The sequence below is a fragment of the Tengunoibacter tsumagoiensis genome, from assembly GCF_003967535.1.
Taxonomy (GTDB): Bacteria; Chloroflexota; Ktedonobacteria; order Ktedonobacterales; family Ktedonobacteraceae; genus Tengunoibacter; species Tengunoibacter tsumagoiensis.
Genome location: NZ_BIFR01000001.1, coordinates 1,969,010 through 1,988,826 on the forward strand (window position 1 = coordinate 1,969,010; position 19,817 = coordinate 1,988,826).

At 50.9% G+C, this 19,817-nt stretch carries 9 protein-coding genes; 5 read left to right on the forward strand and 4 right to left on the reverse strand.

Going from position 1 to position 19,817, the window contains the following annotated elements; translation table 11 throughout:
* Positions 1-14 precede the first annotated feature (14 nt).
* The 5 genes from EL628_RS07660 to EL628_RS07680 all read left to right on the forward strand — a co-directional run bounded on the left by EL628_RS07660 (position 15) and on the right by EL628_RS07680 (position 14,884).
* Positions 15-2,510, forward strand: a complete 2,496-nt coding sequence (locus tag EL628_RS07660) for an ATP-dependent Clp protease ATP-binding subunit (RefSeq protein ID WP_126579366.1) — start codon at positions 15-17, stop codon at positions 2,508-2,510.
* Positions 2,511-2,759: 249 nt separating this feature from the next.
* The gene (locus EL628_RS07665) at positions 2,760-6,980 is read left to right on the forward strand and encodes a DUF2298 domain-containing protein (protein ID WP_161975334.1); all 4,221 of its coding nucleotides are present in this window, start codon (positions 2,760-2,762) and stop codon (positions 6,978-6,980) included.
* Positions 6,981-7,278: 298 nt separating this feature from the next.
* Complete coding sequence (locus EL628_RS07670) at positions 7,279-9,846, forward strand: DUF2298 domain-containing protein (RefSeq protein ID WP_126579368.1); 2,568 nt, start codon at positions 7,279-7,281, stop codon at positions 9,844-9,846.
* 39 nt (positions 9,847-9,885) lie between these two features.
* On the forward strand, positions 9,886-12,384 hold the full coding sequence (locus EL628_RS07675; protein WP_126579369.1) for a flippase activity-associated protein Agl23: 2,499 nt from the start codon (positions 9,886-9,888) through the stop codon (positions 12,382-12,384).
* 13 nt (positions 12,385-12,397) lie between these two features.
* Positions 12,398-14,884, forward strand: a complete 2,487-nt coding sequence (locus tag EL628_RS07680) for a flippase activity-associated protein Agl23 (protein ID WP_126579370.1) — start codon at positions 12,398-12,400, stop codon at positions 14,882-14,884.
* A 97-nt stretch (positions 14,885-14,981) separates the two neighbouring features.
* Here EL628_RS07680 and EL628_RS07685 read toward each other — a convergent pair whose 3' ends face one another.
* The 4 genes from EL628_RS07685 to EL628_RS07700 form a co-directional block, all read right to left on the reverse strand.
* Positions 14,982-15,596, reverse strand: a complete 615-nt coding sequence (locus EL628_RS07685; protein WP_126579371.1) for a GNAT family N-acetyltransferase — start codon at positions 15,594-15,596, stop codon at positions 14,982-14,984.
* Positions 15,597-16,097: 501 nt separating this feature from the next.
* Positions 16,098-17,225, reverse strand: coding sequence for an ABC transporter ATP-binding protein (locus EL628_RS07690; RefSeq protein WP_126579372.1), 1,128 nt, complete (start codon positions 17,223-17,225; stop codon positions 16,098-16,100).
* 459 nt (positions 17,226-17,684) lie between these two features.
* Entirely contained in the window at positions 17,685-18,800 is a 1,116-nt protein-coding gene (locus tag EL628_RS07695; RefSeq protein ID WP_126579373.1) for an aminotransferase-like domain-containing protein, read from the reverse strand.
* Positions 18,801-18,846: 46 nt separating this feature from the next.
* The gene (locus EL628_RS07700) at positions 18,847-19,791 is read right to left on the reverse strand and encodes a quinone oxidoreductase family protein (protein ID WP_126579374.1); all 945 of its coding nucleotides are present in this window, start codon (positions 19,789-19,791) and stop codon (positions 18,847-18,849) included.
* Positions 19,792-19,817: the final 26 nt, after the last annotated feature.

The window sequence follows — 19,817 nt, forward strand, 5'->3', positions numbered from 1 at the left end:
GAAGGAGAGAGAGCATGGGGAAGATTCATAAATATAGTCAGGAAGTTCGTCTGGTGCTGGCCTATGCACGAGAGGAGGCACAGCGCCTGCGTCACCGCCTTGTGGGACCAGAACATCTCTTGCTTGGCATTCTACGTTTACAGATCCCTTTAATTGAGGGAGTGTTTGCCTCCTTGCGCGTTAACCCTACAAATATCTGTCAAGCACTAGATTTTGTGATTGGGCGAGGACACAAAGCTATTTTGAGCGAGACGCTCTTTAGTGTCTCGGCGCGATCCACGCTGGCACGAGCGGAAGAGGCTGCTCAGGAGGGCGAGACTGAGAATGTCGAGGTTGAACATCTCTTCCTCGCCATTCTTGAGGAAGAGAATAGCATCGCCATGGGCGTTTTGGAGAGTTTTGGTATCTCTCGGATGCTGGCCCAGCATCAGCTGATCTCTCTCAAAGAAGGGGGATATGAACGGATAGCTGCCTCTGCTCAATATTATACACGTTATGAGGCGACCCCTATCCTCAATCAAGTTAGTCGAGATCTGACGCTGGCTGCCCTGAATGATAACCTCGATCCCTTAATTGGCCGTGAGAATGAGTTAGAGCGGACCATGCAGATTCTTGCCCGCCGAACGAAAAATAATCCCGTCTTGCTGGGTCCGGCTGGCGTGGGCAAAACGGCCATTGCAGAAGGGCTGGCAGTGCGCATTGTCCAGGGGCAGGTCCCAGAACATCTAGCTCATTGTCGTGTCGTCTCTCTTGAAGCGGGACTGCTCTCCGTTGGCACCAAGTTTCGTGGTGATCTTGAAGAGCGGCTCAAGCGCATCTTGCAAGAGATCCTCCACAATCCAGGGATTATCCTCTTAATTGATGAGCTCCACACTCTGGCCCAGACTGGAGTAGCCGATGGTTCGGTCGATGTCGCCAATCTGTTTAAACCAATGCTCGCGCGTGGCGAATTTCGCTGTATTGGTTCCACGACCCTGGATGAGTATCGCAAGTCTATTGAGACGGACGCCGCCCTGGAGCGCCGTTTTCAGCCCGTCATGGTTGGTGAGACAACCCCCCAGGAGACCATGGCGATCCTTGAGGGACTGCGGGGCCGTTATGAGCTTTTTCATCGCGTCAAGATCAGCGATAATGCCCTGGAGGCCGCCATCAGAATGTCCAATCGCTATCTGAGCAATCGTTATCAGCCAGATAAAGCCATCGATCTGATGGATGAGGCGGCTGCCCGCGTCTGCGTTCAGAGCGCCGTCCTGCCAGATACTATTCAACAACGGCGTGATGAGCTTCTGAGTATCCAGCGGGAGAAAGATAGCGCGATTGGTCGGAGAGATTTCGCGGAGGCGGCCCGGTTTTTGCAGCAGGAGCGCCAGCTCCGTCAGAGCATCTGGCTGGCAGAACAAGAATGGTCGCTCCGCTATCGTCAGCAGTGTCCTGCCGTTGAATGTCAGGATATTGCGACTATTGTTGCCATGTGGACGGGGATACCCGTTGTCGAGATTGCAGGTGATGAGGGTCTGCAACTGCTCCAGCTAGAAGAGAGATTGCATCAACGTGTGGTGGGACAGCATGAGGCGGTCCATGCGGTCGCGCGAGCCGTTCGCCGGGCCAGGACCAATATTCGGGATAGCCATCGTCCAATTGGCTCATTCCTCTTTGTTGGTCCCACAGGAGTTGGCAAGACCGAACTGGCGCGTGCCCTGGCTGAAGCCTTATTTGGCGATGAGAAGGCTCTCTTTAAGCTCGATATGTCAGAATTTATGGAGAGCCATCATGCCTCGCGTCTGACCGGGGCCCCTCCGGGCTATGTTGGGTATGATCAGGCAGGTCAGCTCACCGAAGGCGTACGCCGTCGTCCCTATAGCGTCGTGCTCTTTGATGAGATTGAGAAGGCCCATCCGAAAGTGTTTGACCTGCTCTTGCAGATCATGGAAGATGGCATCCTCACCGATGCCCATGGTCAGACCATTGATTTTAAACATACCATTATCATCCTGACCTCAAATGCAGGTACCGTACATCGAGCGCAGGGACAGATGTCTTTTGTCTCTCAGAAGGGCGAACAGGAGTTTCTCAAGCAGCAGCATCTGTATCAGAATGAACAGATTGGCCAGGCCCTCCAGCAGCTCTTTAAACCAGAGCTACTCAATCGCATCGACGAGACGATCCTTTTCCATCCTCTGCAACGCGACGACGTGCGCAAGATTGCCGATCAGTTTCTGATTCAGACCCAACAACGATTAAGTGCACGCACCATGCATGTTGATATTAGCGAGTCTGCACGAATGCTTCTGGTCGAGCGGGGTTATGATCGAGATTATGGGGCTCGCCCCTTGCGCAGGACCATCCAGAGCCTGATCGAAGATCCATTGGCTGAACTGATCCTGGAGGGAAGGCTCAGTGCAGGCCAGCGCGTCTGTATCGAGGCCCAGGAGGGCAAAATTGCCATCAGTATTCACGCTACGATAGCTGCGGTTGTGCTACCAACTTGTGATGATCCTGCCGCAGCTTAGGGGTTTATCTCTTTCCTGATCCTATGGTTGTAGGCGACCAGTCACCTGCTTGAAAGAAAGATAGATCAGCTCCACTTGACCATCTTTCATCCTTTACCTATACTAGAGCAGAAACGTTGCGTTCATTTTCGATGTTTTCTACAAAAAGTACGTTTTTCTCTTTCGAGAAGGAGCGCTTTCGTCCTGGGTAGTGAACGTATCCAAAGATCTCCTGAGAGATAGGCTCTTTAGAGTGAGGAAAGGATGTCTGTGAAGATTATCATCCGTTGGAGACCTCTTGCTCTGGTTGGGCTGGTGATTCTTGCCTTGCTATTACGCCTGTATGGGCTCAATTGGGATCAGGGCAATAATTTCCACCCCGATGAGCGGCAGATCCTCTTTCATGTTGTGGCTTTATCCTGGCCAACAAGTTGGGCGCAGTTCCTGGACCCTGTTCAATCGCCACTCAATCCCCACTTTTTTGCGTATGGTTCCTTTCCTCTCTACTTGCTAGCATTTCTAGGCCATGTAGTAGGATATGGACCTGCGACCCCAAACTTTTTTTTTCAGATGACTATCCTTGGTCGTATTGTCTCAGCCCTTTTTGATACCGGGACAGTGCTTTTGACGGGGTTGCTTGGTCTGGCCCTGACCCCGGATGAGCGGCCTGGCCGACCATGTGCCTGGGGAGTGGCGCTTCTTGCTGCTGCCCTGGTCGCCTTTACTCCTTTAGAGCTTCAGCTCTCTCATTTTTATGCAGTTGATACGATATTGCTTTTCTTTGTCATGCTAACGTTGTGGGCCTCGGTGCGGCTGGTGGATGCTCCTCGTCCCTGGCTCTGGGCACTGGTAGCTGGAGTGGGCTATGGTCTGGCGATTGCAACAAAGTTTAGCGCGACACCTCTGGCTGTTCCCATCTTCGTTGCCGTTCTGCTCTACTGGTTTCGTCAGCGCCACTTTCTAGTAGCATTGAGTAGTTTGCTGATTGCAGCAGTCGTTACGCTGGCTGTCATGCTGCTGGCTCAACCCTATATGCTGCTCGATATGCATAATTTTGTACAGCAGGTAGGCGATCAAAGCAATATGGCGCGAGGTATGTGGGATCTTCCGTATGTGCGCCAGTTTGCAGGCACCATTCCTTATCTTTATGAAGCACAGAATATGTTCTGGTGGGGTATGGGGGTGACCCTGAGCAGCGCCGCAGTGGGTGGAGTCCTCTGGCTCTGCTGGCGTCTCTGGCGTCATACATTGGATGCATGGCTCGTATTGTTGGCCTGGATTGTGATTTATAGTGCAATCACCGGGAATTTCTACGTAAAGTTTATGCGCTATATGCTGCCAATTTATCCAGCATTGGCGCTGTTAGCTGCGGGCGCAGTAATGGCCTTCTTCTTTTTTAACTGGTCTGCCCTTGTCGAGCGAGCAGCCTCCTGGAAGAAAGGGTTTCGTTTTGTGCAGATAGCAGCCATTGTGCTGGTGCTTGGCGGCACAATGTTTCAGGGTCTGGCCCTGTTGCATGTCTATAGTGTGCCCAACACACGGGTCCAGGCCTCGCAATGGATGTATACCCATCTGCCAAAAGGGAGCGTCCTGACCTATGAGCAGTGGGATGATGCCCTCCCCGTTGCTATCCCAGGTTATGATCCTGCCCAGTTTGTACAGGCAAGCTATATTGTCAATGGCCAGACAGTGAATGGCCTGGACCTGTATGGTGATGATACCACGCAGAAAGCCGAGCAGTTAGCGCGGTTATTGCCAACGCTGACCGCTATCACCATGCCGACGGATCGACTGGACAAATCAATTCCACGGCTGCCTGCTCGCTATCCTTTAACCATCCACTACTATCAGTTGCTCTTTAGTGGACAGCTTGGTTTTCATCTGGCTGAAGAGGTCTCGAATCGGCCCAGTCTGTTTGGCATCACGCTTGATGATAGCAGTGCAGATGAAAGCTATTCGGTCTTTGACCATCCAACAGCGAAGATTTTTGTGCGCGACACGCCCTATCCCTATACTGAGGATCAGCTTGTCCATAAATTATTGGAAGGAATTCAACTCCCTCCTCTGGGTGCTCGTCTTTCGGGCACCCAGGCCTCGCTGCTTTTAACTCCCCAGCAGATTGACGATAATCAATCCGAACCCTCTTTTGGTGAGCAGTTTCCACGTGGAAGCCTGGCGAATGCGCTTCCTGTGCTGGCCTGGTGGCTGGCCATAACCCTGTTGGGCTGGCTGGTCTTTCCACTGGCTTTTGTCGCCTTGCGACCCCTGGCGGATCGTGGATATCTCTTTAGTAAGCTCTTTGGTATCGTGCTCTTTGGCTATCTGGCCTGGCTACTGGCCTCTTTGCGCCTTGTGCCTTTTACTCAGACCAGCCTGTATGCTCTTTTTTTTGCTTTTCTACTCAGTGGAATTGCTGCTTATTATGGATTAAAGCGTAGCATTCTGTCTTTTGTGCGCGGGAAGTGGCGTTTATTACTAGGTGGTGAGATCTTATTTAGTCTGGCTTTTCTCGCACTTGTCGGAATACGTGCACAGAATCCGGACCTCTGGCAGCCCTTGCTGGGTGGAGAGAAGCCCATGGAGGTGGCTTTTCTCAATGCGGTGCTTCGGAGCCGCTTTATGCCCCCGCTTGACCCCTGGTTCTCCGGAGGGTATATCAATTATTACTATTATGGTTATGCTCTCTTTGCCTCATTCATTAAATTGACTGGTATTGTTCCTCTGACTGCCTATAATCTGGTCATCCCAACGCTCTTTGCCCTGACTTTGAGTGGAGCGGTCATCATTGTCTACAGCTTTTCGGGCAGTGTGCTAACCGCTTTGCTGGGCGGCTATTTTGTCGCTGTAAGTGGCAATTTAAATGGAATACTTCAACTGAAAGAGCAGTTCGTTGATCTCGTCACTCATTTACCGCTTGCTCCATTTAATTATTGGCAGAGCAGCAGAATTATTGATCGAACCATTAATGAATTTCCTTTCTGGAGCTTTCTCTTTGCTGATCTGCATCCCCATGTGATGAATATGCCCATTACCGTTGGATTGCTGAGTATTCTAGCTGCGCTCTTGCTTACTGGCGGTCCAGATGAGCCACGATGGTTCGCGCCTGAGGTTATTTTACGGTATCTCTGTGCTGCTTTTCTGCTTGGAACATTGGCGTGCGTCAATCCATGGGATATGCCAGCCTATAGCTGCTTGCTGGTGATTGCCCTTGTGGGGCAGCGTTACTTGCAGGTACGCAGGCAACGTCCCAGACAGATTATTCAGGCTCTTCTAGGTCGCGCAATTCTGGCCGGGCTGGTGTATGGAGGGAGCTATCTTTTCTTTGTGCCTTTTTATGCTTCCTACCAGCAGCTCTATGTCAATGGAACTGGCCTGGTGCAACAGGGCTCTGATCCAACCCAGTATCTGACCGTTTTTGGCCTCTGGCTATTTGTTGTCGTGAGTTTTCTTCTGGTTGAGCTCTTCAGTGTGTGTCGTTCTCGCTGGTCTGTGCTGGTGTGCTGTGGGATGAGCCTGGTTCTGCTGGTTGGGGGATTATGGGTGGGGATCAGACTCTGGATAGCGGCCTTGTTGCTCCTTGGCCTGATCCTCTGTTTACGCTGGCTCTGGACCGGGGCGCGATCAGGAGATGGAGAAGCTTCGAGCCCGCATAAGCTTATTGTTCCTGATGATTTGTGGCGGGGACAGGCCAGTACTGCCTTTCTCTATCTGTTGATCCTTGCGGGTCTGGCGATCTGTTTGGGGATCGAAGTGATCTATATTCGGGATTTTTTGGATGGTGGCGGGTATGCACGTATGAACACCGTCTTTAAATTCTCTATTCAGGCCTGGATCTTGTTGGGACTGGTCAGTGCGTTGATTGTACAGAGGCTCTGGCAGCAATTGCGGGGTGTTGTGGGAACGATCTGGCGCACAGCCTTTGTGCTTCTCCTGTTGAGTAGCTCGATCTTTCTTGTGCAGGGGACCATATCGCGCATCAATGATCATGAGGTCTGGGTTCATCTCCAGGCCCCACCAGGGAAAGCTGCTTCTGCGGACTACGCACCGAGCTTAGATGGCTTTGCCTTTGCGCACGCCTGGTATCCTGGGGATGCTCAGGCCATTGACTGGTTAAATGACCATGTGAGCGGATCTCCCGTTATTTTGGAGACAGAACAGTCCGTTTCCTATCAGTGGATTGGACGCGTCTCAGTCTATACAGGCCTGCCGTCCTTATTGGGATGGCCAGACCATGTGAGCGAGCAGCGCTACGCAAATCAGCCGGAGAACCGGTTGTCTGATGTGAATATGCTTTATACTATTGATAATCAGGCCGAGGCCCTTGTGGTTTTACATTATTATCATGTACGTTATATTTATGTGGGGCCCCTGGAGCAACAGATCTACGGTGCGCAATCGCCGGGTCTCCAGAAATTTTCATTGATGGTAGGAGATTCGTTGCGAATTGCCTATCAGGCCCATGGTGTCACGATCTATGAAGTTGTTATCTGATTGCTTATTTGGAGAGCAATACTGACTATGAGTAAAGGGAGTGAAGCGGTAGATGGAAGAAAAACAGGTGCTGTTTGTCTCCATCATGTATGATAGTATTTGAGAACACTGCATTTGAAGAGGTCACCCGCTCTCTTGCCGTGACTCTTCGATCTGGTAGCTGCGCTTCTCTGTTCCTCCTCTCAAGAGGGATGGGGAACTAGTTCAGCGGTAGATTCGTCTCTACGAAAGAGTTGTCTGGCTGTTGTTTCATGCAATCCAGAGCAACGTCATCATTAGTTGTTGTTAGAGAGATGGTATGTTTGAACTTTTTCAGATGTGGGCATTGGTTGAGTTACTGGGTCTGGTCTGTTTCCCGCTCACCCTTGCCGTGTGTCATAATTTGCCGGACCGTGGTTGGGCTTTTAGTAAGTCATTAGGTGTAGCCGTCTTTGGCTTCTGCATCTGGTTTCCGCTGATGCTTATTCCAGCCCTGCCCTTTAGCCAGTTTTTTATTTTAGGAGTGGGGCTGCTCCTGCTGGCTGCAAGTCTGATGAGCCTGTTGAGGGTACGCTTTACCGTATTGAAGGTCGTCAGGAGCCATCTTCCCTATGTTGTTGTCACGGAACTGATCTTTCTGGGGATGGTCTTTCTTCTGGGCTGGCTGCGCTCCTGTGGCCCTGAGATTCGGTCATATGAGATGTTTATGGATGAGGGCTTTATTGCTGGTATTATGCGTAGCCCCCATCTTCCTCCTAACGATGTCTGGTTCGCGGGCTATAGTATTAATTATTATTACTATGCTCATTTTATTGTGGCCATGCTGGCAAAACTGCTGGGACAATCGCCTTCAGTGGCCTTCAATACAGGTATTAGCCTCTTCTTTGGCCTGACGGCAGTGAACCTTTTTGGGGTGACTGCGAATATTGTCGGATGGGGACGGTATCTGCGTCGCTGCAAACGGGGAGGCGTCGAGCCTGAGCGAGCGGACTATGTTCTGCCATCTCTCTCCCTGGCGATCCCGTTTGGCTTGCTGACGATGGTCATGGGGCTTATCTTTGGCAATCTGGCGGCAACGCAACAATGGTGGCAACAGCATGGGGATGCCATGGCCCATTTTGACTGGTTTGCCCCTTCGCGTGTGATCCCCAGCACGATTAATGAGTTTCCAGCCTTTAGTTTTCTGCTCTCCTGTTTTCATGCACATGTTCTGGCTCTGGCCTTTACTATTCTCGCGATTGGATTGGCCTGCAATCTGTTGTTAGAGAAAGATGGCAAAGGGCTGGCTCTATTTGGTCGAGGCTGGCATCTCCCAATCAATCTATTGCTGACCGCTTTAGTGCTGGGTGGACTCTTTACCATGAATGGGTGGGATTATCCCGTCTATCTCGCTCTGGCGGTAACCTGCATCGGGCTACAGCAATGGCTGGCGTATGAGTGCCGTTTTCAGTGGAGCCTGGTCTTTGATATCTTTTTTCCTGTAGTCTGTTTGGGCATACTCTCATTTCTGCTGTATACTCCCTTCTACCTTCATTTTAGTTCACCTGCACAGGGTCTGGGCCTTCTGCCTGCGACGCAGCGCTCCTTGCTTGGCAATGAGCTACAAATTTATGGGCTGTTTGCCTTTATCTTCCTCTCCTTGCTGCTGGCCAGTATTTTTAAGCGCCCATTGTTTGAGCTGTTTGGCGTAGCGGGGCAGGATGCTCCAGCGGTGATAGCTTCAGCTACGTTGCCAGAGAGCATAGCGTCGGAAGAGCCTGTAGACACCTTTCCAGGCTCGCTACAGATGCAGGCTGAGATGGTTGGAGAGCCGATGGCATTGGAGCAGGCGCAAGACAACATGTTGCCAGGTCAGGCTCAGGTGGCGGTTCTGGTTGCGGAACAGGAAGTCGTGCCCGAAACGTATCCAGCCAGTTGGATGATCTGGCTATTGGGCGTCGTGACATATCTGGTGCTCTGTCTTGCACTCTTGCGCTTTCTTCCAAATAGCCTCACGCTGGTGGTTGGCAGTAGTATTGCACTGATAGGGACGGTGGCCCTGTTCTATAATCTACGTGATCGTACCCTTGCTTTTGTGCTATTGCTGGGTTCACTGGCCTTTGCGCTGGTGGCTTTCTGTGAGATTGTCTTTCTGCGAGATGCTTTTGCGGGTGGCGATTTCCAGCGCATGAATACCGTCTTCAAGTTCTATTTCCAGGCCTGGGCGCTTCTCTCCATTGCCTGTGGGGGCGGACTCTTCTTTATTCTTGATAGTTTTCGCCCAGAACCATTCCATGGCCTCCAATTTCGCTGGATGCAAAGAGGTGCTTTAGGGATCTGGTCTCTATTCCTGCTGGTCTTGTTTCTTGCCAGTGCGACCTATCCGTTAGTGGCCCCTTACTGGCGTTATGGCCAGTCTGACCCAAAGACACAGAAATTGGCTCTACTGAGCACCAATAGTCTGGATGGCCTGACCTATCTAGGCAAAGATCCCGCCGGTGTAGGCGATTATCAAGCGATCCGCTGGTTGAACGAGCATATTCAAGGCGATCCCGTGATTGTTGAAGCCGTTGGCGATGATTATTCTTCGTACGCTCGTATCTCAGCCTTTACAGGCCTGCCCACACCAATGGGCTGGGTTGGGCATGAGATTCAGTGGCGGCTCAACTGGTTGAATAATCCCACCAATGGTGGTGAGTTTAATCGTCGCGGAGGAGATGTCAGCTTAATCTATACCAACCCCAATAATGCACAAGTCCTCACGACCATGGCTCATTATCATGCTCAATATCTCTATGTAGGGTTATTAGAGCGGGAGAAATATACTGGAGCGGATCTCCAGCGATTTAGAACGTTCATGAACGTTGTTTACAATGCTAATGGAGTGACCATCTATCAAGTTAGATAGCAGCGTAGCATCAGATCTAAGGCAGGAAGGAGCAGTGCCGTGAGTGCAAAACGTGATGCTCGCTCGCGGAAGAAAGCGAGCGCAGCAACTTCTCAAGAGACGGTGATGCAGTTGGAGGCTTCCAGTGAGGAGGCGTCAGCAGCCTATGAGGATGGTGTTGTGGGAGGTGATGCAGTGAGTAAAACAAAGCGGCAAAGATCAGTTGGAGAGAGCCAGGAGCCTGTGAATGAGGAGTATCGGTCTGTGATGGTGGTGGATCGTGAGCCAGCCGAATCGGCAGGGGAGAAGCTTTCGCTCCGCCGACCTGGTCAGTTTTTTTCGCGTGAACAGTGGTTGAGTTGGGCACCCTATGTAGGTGTGATCCTGTTGGGGGCGTTGCTCCGTTTCTGGAATGTGGGAGATAAGCCCCTGCACCACGATGAAAGTCTCCATGCCTATTTTGCGCTGCAATTGATGCATAATAATCTGGAGAATTGGAGCGCCTGCGCCACAGGCAAGATCTCGTGCTACCATTACGATCCCCTATTGCATGGTCCGTTTCAATTTCATCTGATTGCAATCGTCTATCAGATCTGTCAGTGGCTCCATGTCCCCGATTTTGGCGTTAATACCACGACAGTAAGGTTGGGCGCAGCAACATTGGGCTCAGTTATCGTCGCTCTGCCCTACTTCTTGCGCAGTTATCTTGGCCGACTGGGAGCCTGGCTGGCCTGTTTCTTATTGGCGATCTCTCCCAGTCTGGTCTATTTCTCACGTTTTGCGCGCGAAGATATCTATATGGCCTGCTTTACCATGCTTCTGGTCGTGGCAGCAGGCAATTATGTGCGGACACGGCGTGGACTCTGGCTGCTGCTTGCAGCAATTGGTTTTATCCTCTCCTATGCAACCAAAGAAGCAACCTATCTGAGCATTGCCATCTTTGGGAGCTTTCTTGCCATGGTTCTTGTCTGGGAGATCGGGCTGCGCTGGTCGGTGCGGAAACATGTGAATACTGAATCGACTCTGGGACGCTATGCGCCAGTAACAGCGGCGCCACTTGCTCTTGCGGCCTTTCTGATTGTCCTGGGATTGATCGCCAAATGGTTTTTTGGCTGGATGAAGGACCTCTCTACCTTCGTCAACGATCCAAAGAATGCTGATACTGCGACGAAGTTTGTACAAAACCTTAAAAGCAATACGATTGCGCTCTCACCCTGGTTAGGGATTCTCCTGGGGGCCTATGTACTGAGTATTCTGATCCGCGAGATGCTTAATAAGCTCCCAATGGGGAGAGAGCGTTGGCTGGCTAAGAGAGTTGACCCCAAACGTCAGCCGCTGTTAGATACGATTGTAACCATGCCCTGGACGCACTGGTTCTTTGCTCTGATGAGCATTATTGTGATCTTTCTGGTATTGTATACCGCTCTTTTTACCTATATGCCCGCTGGAATTGGTGACGGCGTCTGGCAGGGATTATACTATTGGTTACAGCAGCAGAACATTGCCCGTGGTGGTCAGCCCTGGTATTATTATGTGATGCTCATCCCGCTCTACGAGCAGATTGGCGTTGTCTTTGGCATCGTAGGAATTGTGCGTTGTCTCCGACACCCTTCCTATTTCCGGCTCTTTCTGGTCTACTGGTTTGCGGGCAACTTCTTCATTTATTCCTGGGCAGGCGAAAAGATGCCCTGGCTGATGATTCATATCACGATGCCACTGATGCTTCTGGCCGCGATTGGGCTTGAGCCATTGGTGGTAAAGATCTCTGATTGGCTGGCTGAGGAACAGAATAAGCAAAATGATCTTGTCAGCACTAAAGCGACGGTGAAGCGTAAGCTGCCGGTTGCTCCAGCCCGTCCAGTCTGGGTCCGGATCAATGGAGTGGCGACTGCTCTGAGTGGCGTTTTAGCCATCTTCCTGCTCGTGTTAACAATACACAATATGTTTCAAGTAACGTACGTCCATGCGGCGGACGGACCGCATGAGATGATGATCTATGTGCAGACGACACGAGACGTCAATACCGTGATGGATAAGATTGACACGCTGGACCAGACGAAATTTGGTGGGCAGCATAAGATCGCCATTGGCGTGATGGCGGATGCAGAATGGCCATTCTACTGGTACCTGCGGGATTACACCAACGTCTGCTATAACTATCCCAATGGGTGTGGCACAATGAATCCAGCCGTCATTTTGACGGGAGGGGATAATCTGACCACATCGCAGGCGCAATATTCAACCGTGGTGAACGGAAAAGCGCCCGATTATCTTTTCCACCAGTATCATCTGCGCTCCTGGTGGGATGAGGGATATAAACCTCTGCCCTGTGTGGTAACGGCGACTGAGAAGTGTATTGGCCAGCCTGCGTGGGGAGGTGTTGGTGCGCTTACCTGGTTGAGCTATGGAGATACGCCCCCCAGTACAGGGGCGGTTGATCTGGGCAAAGCCATGAATCATATCTGGCAGTGGTGGTGGTATCGTACCCCCATTGGAGGCGCTGGCGGCTCAACAGATATGGGCCTGTTTATTCGCAAAGATCTTGGTTTGAAACCTTAGGAGAAGACCTGTTTTGAATAGCTATGAGAATAAGCCAGGCGAATCGGAGAACTCGTCTGGTGTACTCAATGGAGATCCAGAAGCTGGAAGTGGCACTCGTGCCACTTCCACTTCTACTACCTCGGAGTCCGAACCACATGTGCAGACGAACCCGAGTGAAGCTACATCAGCAGCGACTATCGATAATCTGGAAGCATCTGGGAGCGGAGATGAGGAGGTTCATGTCGCGTATACAGAGTTTACACAGCCATGGCAACAGGCCCGGCGTGGCTGGCATTGGCCTGCACAGGAAGAGCTCTGGCCACTGCTAGCATTCTGGGGTGTCATTCTGCTTGGCGCTATTTTACGTTTCTGGGGTCTGGGTGATAAACCTCTGCATCACGATGAAAGCTTGCATGCCTATTTCTCTTTGCAGTTGATGCATAACCTGGAAAGTTGGAGCGCCTGCCTGAATGCCCCTGTCGGAACCTGCTATCGCTACGATCCATTGTTGCATGGTCCCTTTCAATTCCATGCGATTGCATTCGTCTATAAGCTGAGCCAGTTGCTGGGAGCACCAGATAATGGCGTCAACACGACGACGGTGCGGATAGCTGCGGCGACACTGGGCACCGTCATTGTGGGCCTGCCCTATTTTCTGCGTGATTACCTGGGGAAGATTGGAGCCTGGCTGGCCTGTTTCCTGCTGGCGATCTCGCCAAGCATGGTCTATTTTTCGCGTTTTGCGCGTGAAGATATCTACATGGCCTGTTTTACTCTGCTTCTCATTGTGAGTGTGGGGCGCTATGTTCATACACGGCGTAGCTATTGGCTCACGCTGGCTGCGGTTGGTTTTATCCTCTCCTATGCCACGAAAGAGGCGACATTTCTCAGTATTGCAGTCTTTGGGAGCTTCTTTGTAGCGGTTCTCCTCTGGGAGATAGGAGTGATATGGCGTGTGCCGCAACGGCCACTGGAAGGGCGTGAAGCATCCTGGCTCCAGCGTCATCTCGTACCACGGACCACGGCTCCATTTATCCTGCTGGCCTATTTTGTGCTTCTGGGTTTGCTTGCTAAGTGGTTCTTTGGCTGGCTGAAGGATCTGTCACTATTCATTACGGCGAACCCAAAGAATACAGCCAGTGCCGATCTCTATGTTCATAATCTTAAATATTGGACTGTGCAGATATTCCCATGGGTTGGGATTCTGCTGGCAGGTATTGTCCTTACCTTTTTAGTGCTTGAGCAGTATGGGAAGATGCCTGATGTGAGGAAAAATCGGTGGGTTGCCAGGCTAGATGCACGCAAACAGCCACTCTTGGAGACAATTGTAACCATGCCCTGGACGCATTGGTTCTTCGCCTTCATGGCTGCGATCACGATCTATCTGGTACTCTTTACCGTGATTTTCACCAATATCTCAGGTGGTATTGGTGATGGTATCTGGCAGGGACTCTATTACTGGGTGCAGCAACAGCAAGTGGCGCGTGGTGGACAGCCCTGGTACTACTATCTCTTGCTGATCCCCCTCTATGAGCAGATTGGCCTGGTCTTTGGTCTGGCTGGTGTTGTTCGCTGTCTTATCCAGCCCTCGCGTTTCCGACTCTTTCTCGTCTACTGGTTTGTAGGGAACGTCTTCATCTATTCGTGGGCCGGCGAGAAGATGCCCTGGCTAATGATTCATATGACCATGCCAATGATGGTGTTAGCGGCTATTGCTTTAGAGCCCATTGTGGTCAGAATCGTAGCCTTTTTTACAGGACGCGCGTCTCGTCAAGCTGTGCTGGCCCCTTCTTTTGTCCCTGAAACGCCACCCGTTAGCGCTCGTCGCGAAGGCTGGTGGTCGCTGGGTTGGAGCGTCTTTGGCGCTATCTGCGCCCTCCTGCTCCTGTTACCAACGCTCCAGAATATGTTTCAGGTCAATTATGTCCATTATGCCGATGCCCCCTACGAGATGATGATCTATGTGCAATCGACCAAAGATGTAAATACCGTCATGGCGAAGATTGATGCACTGGATCAGAAGCTCTATGGTGGCAAGCATCTGCTTCCGATTGGCGTGACGGATGATGCAACCTGGCCCTTTGCCTGGTATGTAAGGGATTACACCAACGTCTGTTTTAAGTTTCCCAGCGGGTGTGCATCCAATGCAAATGGGGTTGCAGTCATTATTAGTGGTGGGGATAGCTATCCTGGTACTATACAAAGCTATGGGAAGAGCTATGCATATAAAGCCTATCGGATGAGAGCACAGTGGGATCAGGGCTATATGCCGACGCGCTGTGTTCCAGCCCCAAAGCAGACGTGTGAATTGCAGCAGTATACAGGCTCGGGCCCTCTGCTCTGGTTAAGCTATGGGGATAAATATGGCGATACGCCCCCTAAGAATGTCAGCTTTAATCTTCCACTCGCCGTAAACAATGTCTGGCAATGGTGGTGGTATCGCAAACCTTTTGGTAGCGTGGATGGCTATTATGGAATGGGTCTGTTTATCCGCCGCGACCTGAATGCCGCTCCTTAATTGAGCAGTAATGAGGAAGAGCCCGTCATTTCATGGTTGTGAAATGACGGGCTCTCTGGTATAAAGCAAGAATGTACGAGCATCATAGGAAGTCCTGTTAAGGAAGCTCAATAGCAGATTTCAGATGGCCTGGGAGCTGGAATTCGGTTGCCAGGCAATCCATATGGAGCTCGTCGTAGATTTTTCCTCCCCAGCGGTGAGCCTCTCGTCTGCGTCCAATCAGTTTAAAGCCTGCCTTTAAGTAGGCACCTGTAGCTCGGTCGTTGTAGGCGTAGGTCGTAAGGTCAATGTTGTGAAGGCCCAGAACTGTAAAGCCATAATCCAGAATCAAGAGGATGGCTTCTGTCCCATACCCTTTGCTCCAGTAGTCCTTCTCTCCAATACCAATACCCATAGTAGCTGTACGGCCATGAAGATTAATATGGCGTAATTCGACGACACCAAGAGGTTGCAGCGTCGTACGCGCATAAATGCCAAATGTTTCTTCGCGATAGCGCTGCTGCTTTTTGGTATGTTCTTCATACTCAGCCTGTATTGCTTCCAGAGAGACTGGTCGGAGTGGGTCACCAGAGAACAGTGCAACTTGAAAATCATTCTGCCATTTGTGGATAAGGGGAATCCATCCACGATGAATAGGGCCAAGCGCAACTTTCTCGCCTACGATATTGAGAATGGGGGCGTCCTGAGTAGGCTGTTGGATAGATGATTCCATCTGAAGTATCTCATCATTTCTATGGAAGACGAACCTCTTCCAGCGTTCAAATTACGTATAAAGAGTGAAAAGATGAAACTGTCTTTATTCTTATTTTTAAATCTGGAGACACAGCAGTTAGAGTAACATATTTTTTTTCAGAAGGCAAGCAGTAATGGATACGTCCAGGGCGTTTCAGTTCTTGCAGAAGAGGCCATGAGCCAGGAAGAGGGAGTGAGGCGAGTGGGTAAGCTCAGCGGACGCGACTGCGGTCTGGTCCGTGTCTGGGGGACAATGAATTGAGAAGGGGTCAGGGATCAATTCATTGTGGCTGATGACAGGGGCCAGACCGCAGTCGCGCCCGAGAAATGGCCTGATGCAGTCTGTTCCTCTTCTTCAAGCTCTTCCCGATGCGAGAACCTCGTTGGTCGCCAGAGGACCAACCCAGAACGGAAATACCTTCTTCAGCAACCATTCTCATGATGATTGCTGAAGGTGGAAATTCCAGGCCTGGCAGGATCTCTAGGTGAAGAGACGATTGAGCGATTTGCCAGTGGTGGGATCAAACAGTTGGAGGTGAGCAGTCTCTATCGCCACCCGGATATTTTTGCCAGGAGTGGGTAAAGGATCTCCTCCTTGCTGATACGTTGCAGTAACGACCGTATCCTTACCGAGCGTAAGGGTCAGATTAACTTCAGCATAGAGCGATTCAACCGAGCGTACCGTTGCTGGTAGGATGAGAGAAGGAACCTTCTCTAATTGTGGGAAGAGCCATTCAGGAATGATAGACGTTGGTCTGATTCCCAGAATTAAAGTATCATAGACTGTTTGCTTCAGCACGCGCCTCCAATAGCGTGGAAGAGGAAGTACGATGCCATTGTGTTCGGCAACCAGTTGACCATCGATCTGTGAAAGTTGTGCTCGGAGCAGATTGGTGGGAGGTGTGCCGATGAACTGAGCCACAAACGTATTTGCAGGAGCCTGTAAGAGCTCTTCAGCTGTTCCAATCTGCTGGAGACGGCGCTGTGCGACAACTGCGATTCGATCAGCCATCGTAAAAGCCTCGTTCTGATCGTGGGTGACAAAGATGCTGGGTCGCTGTTTCGCACGATGCACATTGAGCACCTCATGTCTGAGCTGGGTGCGCAGGCGAACATCTAAATTTGAGAAAGGCTCATCATAGAGATAGATATCGGCATCTCGTACAAGCACCTTGGCAAGAGCAACCCGCTGTTGTTCGCCACCAGAGAGAGTCGTGGCAGGCTGTCGGATCAGGGATGTAATGCCCAGTTTGTCCGTGGCAGTCTGGATACGCTGCTTAATTTCGGAGCGCGTCAGACCTTTCTTTTGCAGACCATAGGCAATATTGTCATAAACATTCATATGAGGGTAGAGGCCATGATCTTGAAAGACCATCCCTACATTCCGTTGTTGGGGCGTCAGAGTCGTAATATCGCGCTTTTTGAGAAAGATGCGGCCCTTATCTGGACTCTCAATGCCGCAGATCATACGCAACAACGTACTCTTTCCGCCTCCCGAAGGGCCCAGAATAACAAGAAATTCACCATCCCGAACATAAAAACTGATACCATCGATAATGAGTTCAGAACCAAATTGTTTAACCAACCCTTGTATTTCAAGTTCATCCATAACAAATAGTATCCTTTTTGTATGATTATAGAGTATGCATGATAAGAAGGTTTACACCAGAATACGTTTAGGAGAATGGCCATAAAAAATGAGTCCCGGGTGCATCCATGCTGGGGCTATCTTGTACTGTTTATGCCATCTGGTCTGTCAGGCGGAGGTTATTGCATTGGTTCAACTGCTAGCGGGAGCCGGGCTGCTACTGCCGCAGAGAAGGCATCGTCTCTATGCCAATGATGGTCAACTTTGAGCAAAAAAGAAGTAGCCATTCTTCTTTTTTTTGTGCTAGTCCACCTATTCTGAGGATACTCAACAGCAAAACATTTGTCAAGCGTTTTTCACCCATTTTTAGAGAGTATATCTTTTTTGATAGGTGTAACACGTGTTATTGTTTAATATAATCTCTCTTGTAGTACATTGACCCCCCTGTTGGTCATGAGGAGAGACAGGGGGGCCACTGTTTTACTCGTTGATAATGCCAGCCAGACGCTTAACGCCTTCTTGAATCTGGGCTGGAGTGAGAGCACAGAAAGGAAGGCGAATAAAGCGTTCGCCAGTACGATCTTCTACACTTCCATCCAGCGGATCAGCAAAGAAATCCCGGCCATCCGTCAGAACAAGGCCATGTTCCTTAGCCCGGTTTAGCAGATTGCTCACTCTGCTTTGTTCGGGGAGCGTAATACTCACAAAGAACCCACCCTCAGGCTCTGCAAAAGGAATAGAGGGGAGATGCAGTTTTAAAGCCGTAATGATCGCTTGCAAGCGTGGAGCATATAACTGTTTTAAGCTCTCAAGATTGGAATCGAAATAGCCCCGTTTATGGAATTCTACTACCGTAGCCTGTGTGGGAAGGACCGGAGCCAGGATCGTCTCTTCTGCCAGCTTCGTTAACTTTTTGACCAGATCGAGTGGCCCGACCAGATATCCCACGCGCAGAGCCGGACTGATCAATTTGCTATACGAGCTAACCGTAATAACCCTCTCTGCATTGAGATCGCGCAAAAGAGGAAGCGATTTTCCTGTATAGCGAAGAGTGCGATAGGGGACATCCTCAATCAGCCAGAAGCCATAGCGCTGTGCCAGATCTACAAGAGCCTGTCTTTTCGCAGCAGAGGTTGTGACACCAGCAGGGTTCTGGAAATCAGGGATGATATAGAGAAAGACAGGTCTCTGTTTCGCAATAGCCTGTTCGAGTGCAGCCAGATCAATGCCATCACCCTTCAAAGGTATGCCCAGCACCTTCGCACCCCTGCGGCGGAACGTCTTAATGGCCCGATCATAGCTGGGCTGCTCAACAAAGACCACATCTCCATTTTTTACAAGCAGCCCCGCCAGAAGATCTTGCAGGTGCAAAGAACCATTCCCTACCAGAACTTGATCGGCTGCTACATTGTATTGTTCAGCGATCAGACGGCGCAGAGGAAGGTAGCCTCCATTATGGCCGTATTGTAGGACTACTTTGGCATCAGGACCCTCCAGCACAGCCTGGAAGCATTCGCTGAGCAATCTGCCTGGTAATGCTTCAGCGGCAGGGACGCCTCGTGTAAAAAGAATCTGTTCGCTACTAACCTGTTGCATAAAGATGTACTCCTTATAGATATCTGTCTGGTATTAGAAGACATAGCTAAGCATGAGTGAGAACGACCTTACCCTGTACTGTGCCTGCCTCTAGTAAGCGATGAGCCTCGGCGGCTTGAGTGATTGGGAGGCGCTGTCCAATCAGAGGCGTCACTTTTTTGTCTGCAACCAGTGCAAGCATGTGTTCCTCATTGGTTACAGAAGTGCGGAGCTGTCCACCACCAACGACCGTGACTCGTTTGAGTCGCCAGGCCTGAGTATCGATGGTAGCCTCCTGCCCTCCAAGGTTGCCAATCAGAATGATGCGTGCCTCCAATGCGCAGGCCTGAAGGCTTTCTTGTAGAGTAGAGCTTACCAGTTCAATGACAAGATTGACGCCGCCTGCTTCAGAGAGGATCTGACCCACCTTCTGTTGACGAGGATTGATAACCAGATCAGCTCCAAGCTTTGTAAGTTCAGCAGCGCGTTCGGCTGAACTGGCAGTCGTAGCGACCCAGGCTCCGGCCTGTTTTGCAAGCTGGATCGCAATCGAACCCACTCCACTGGAGCCCGCCCAGATCAGCACCCGTTCGCCAGGCTGGAGGTGACCCAGATCAAAAAGACTTCCCCATGCGGTAGAGCCTGCCAGTCCTACTGCGACGGCCTCTTCAAAGGAGACTTCAGCGGGGATACGAGCGAGTGCGCTTGTGGGAACGGCAATCTTGCTGGCGTAGCCACCACCACTGACACTCTGAGCTCGTGTTGTCAGCACACGTTGCCCGGCCTGAAAGCCATGGCCGGTCTGAATAATAGTGCCAGCCGCTTCCAGCCCAGGAGTAAAGGGAAGGTGAGGGACTGGTCGTTTTCCTGCCCGCTGAAAGAGATCCAGGCGATTCACCGTGGTAGCTTTTACCTCTATCAGAACCTCCTCAGGGCCTGGCGTGGGATCGGGCACCTCGTGCATCTGGAGCACATTGGGTTCGCCATACTGTGAAAATTGGACAGCTTTCATGAAAATCCTTCCTCTGTATTTTCCTT

Coding starts and splice junctions, on each gene's coding strand:
- EL628_RS07660 (WP_126579366.1), top strand. CDS start 15: ATGGGGAAGATTCATAAATATAGTCAGGAAGTTCGTCTGGTGCTGGCC.
- EL628_RS07670 (WP_126579368.1), top strand. CDS start 7,279: ATGTTTGAACTTTTTCAGATGTGGGCATTGGTTGAGTTACTGGGTCTG.
- EL628_RS07685 (WP_126579371.1), bottom strand. CDS start 15,596: ATGGAATCATCTATCCAACAGCCTACTCAGGACGCCCCCATTCTCAAT.
- EL628_RS07690 (WP_126579372.1), bottom strand. CDS start 17,225: ATGGATGAACTTGAAATACAAGGGTTGGTTAAACAATTTGGTTCTGAA.
- EL628_RS07695 (WP_126579373.1), bottom strand. CDS start 18,800: ATGCAACAGGTTAGTAGCGAACAGATTCTTTTTACACGAGGCGTCCCT.
- EL628_RS07700 (WP_126579374.1), bottom strand. CDS start 19,791: ATGAAAGCTGTCCAATTTTCACAGTATGGCGAACCCAATGTGCTCCAG.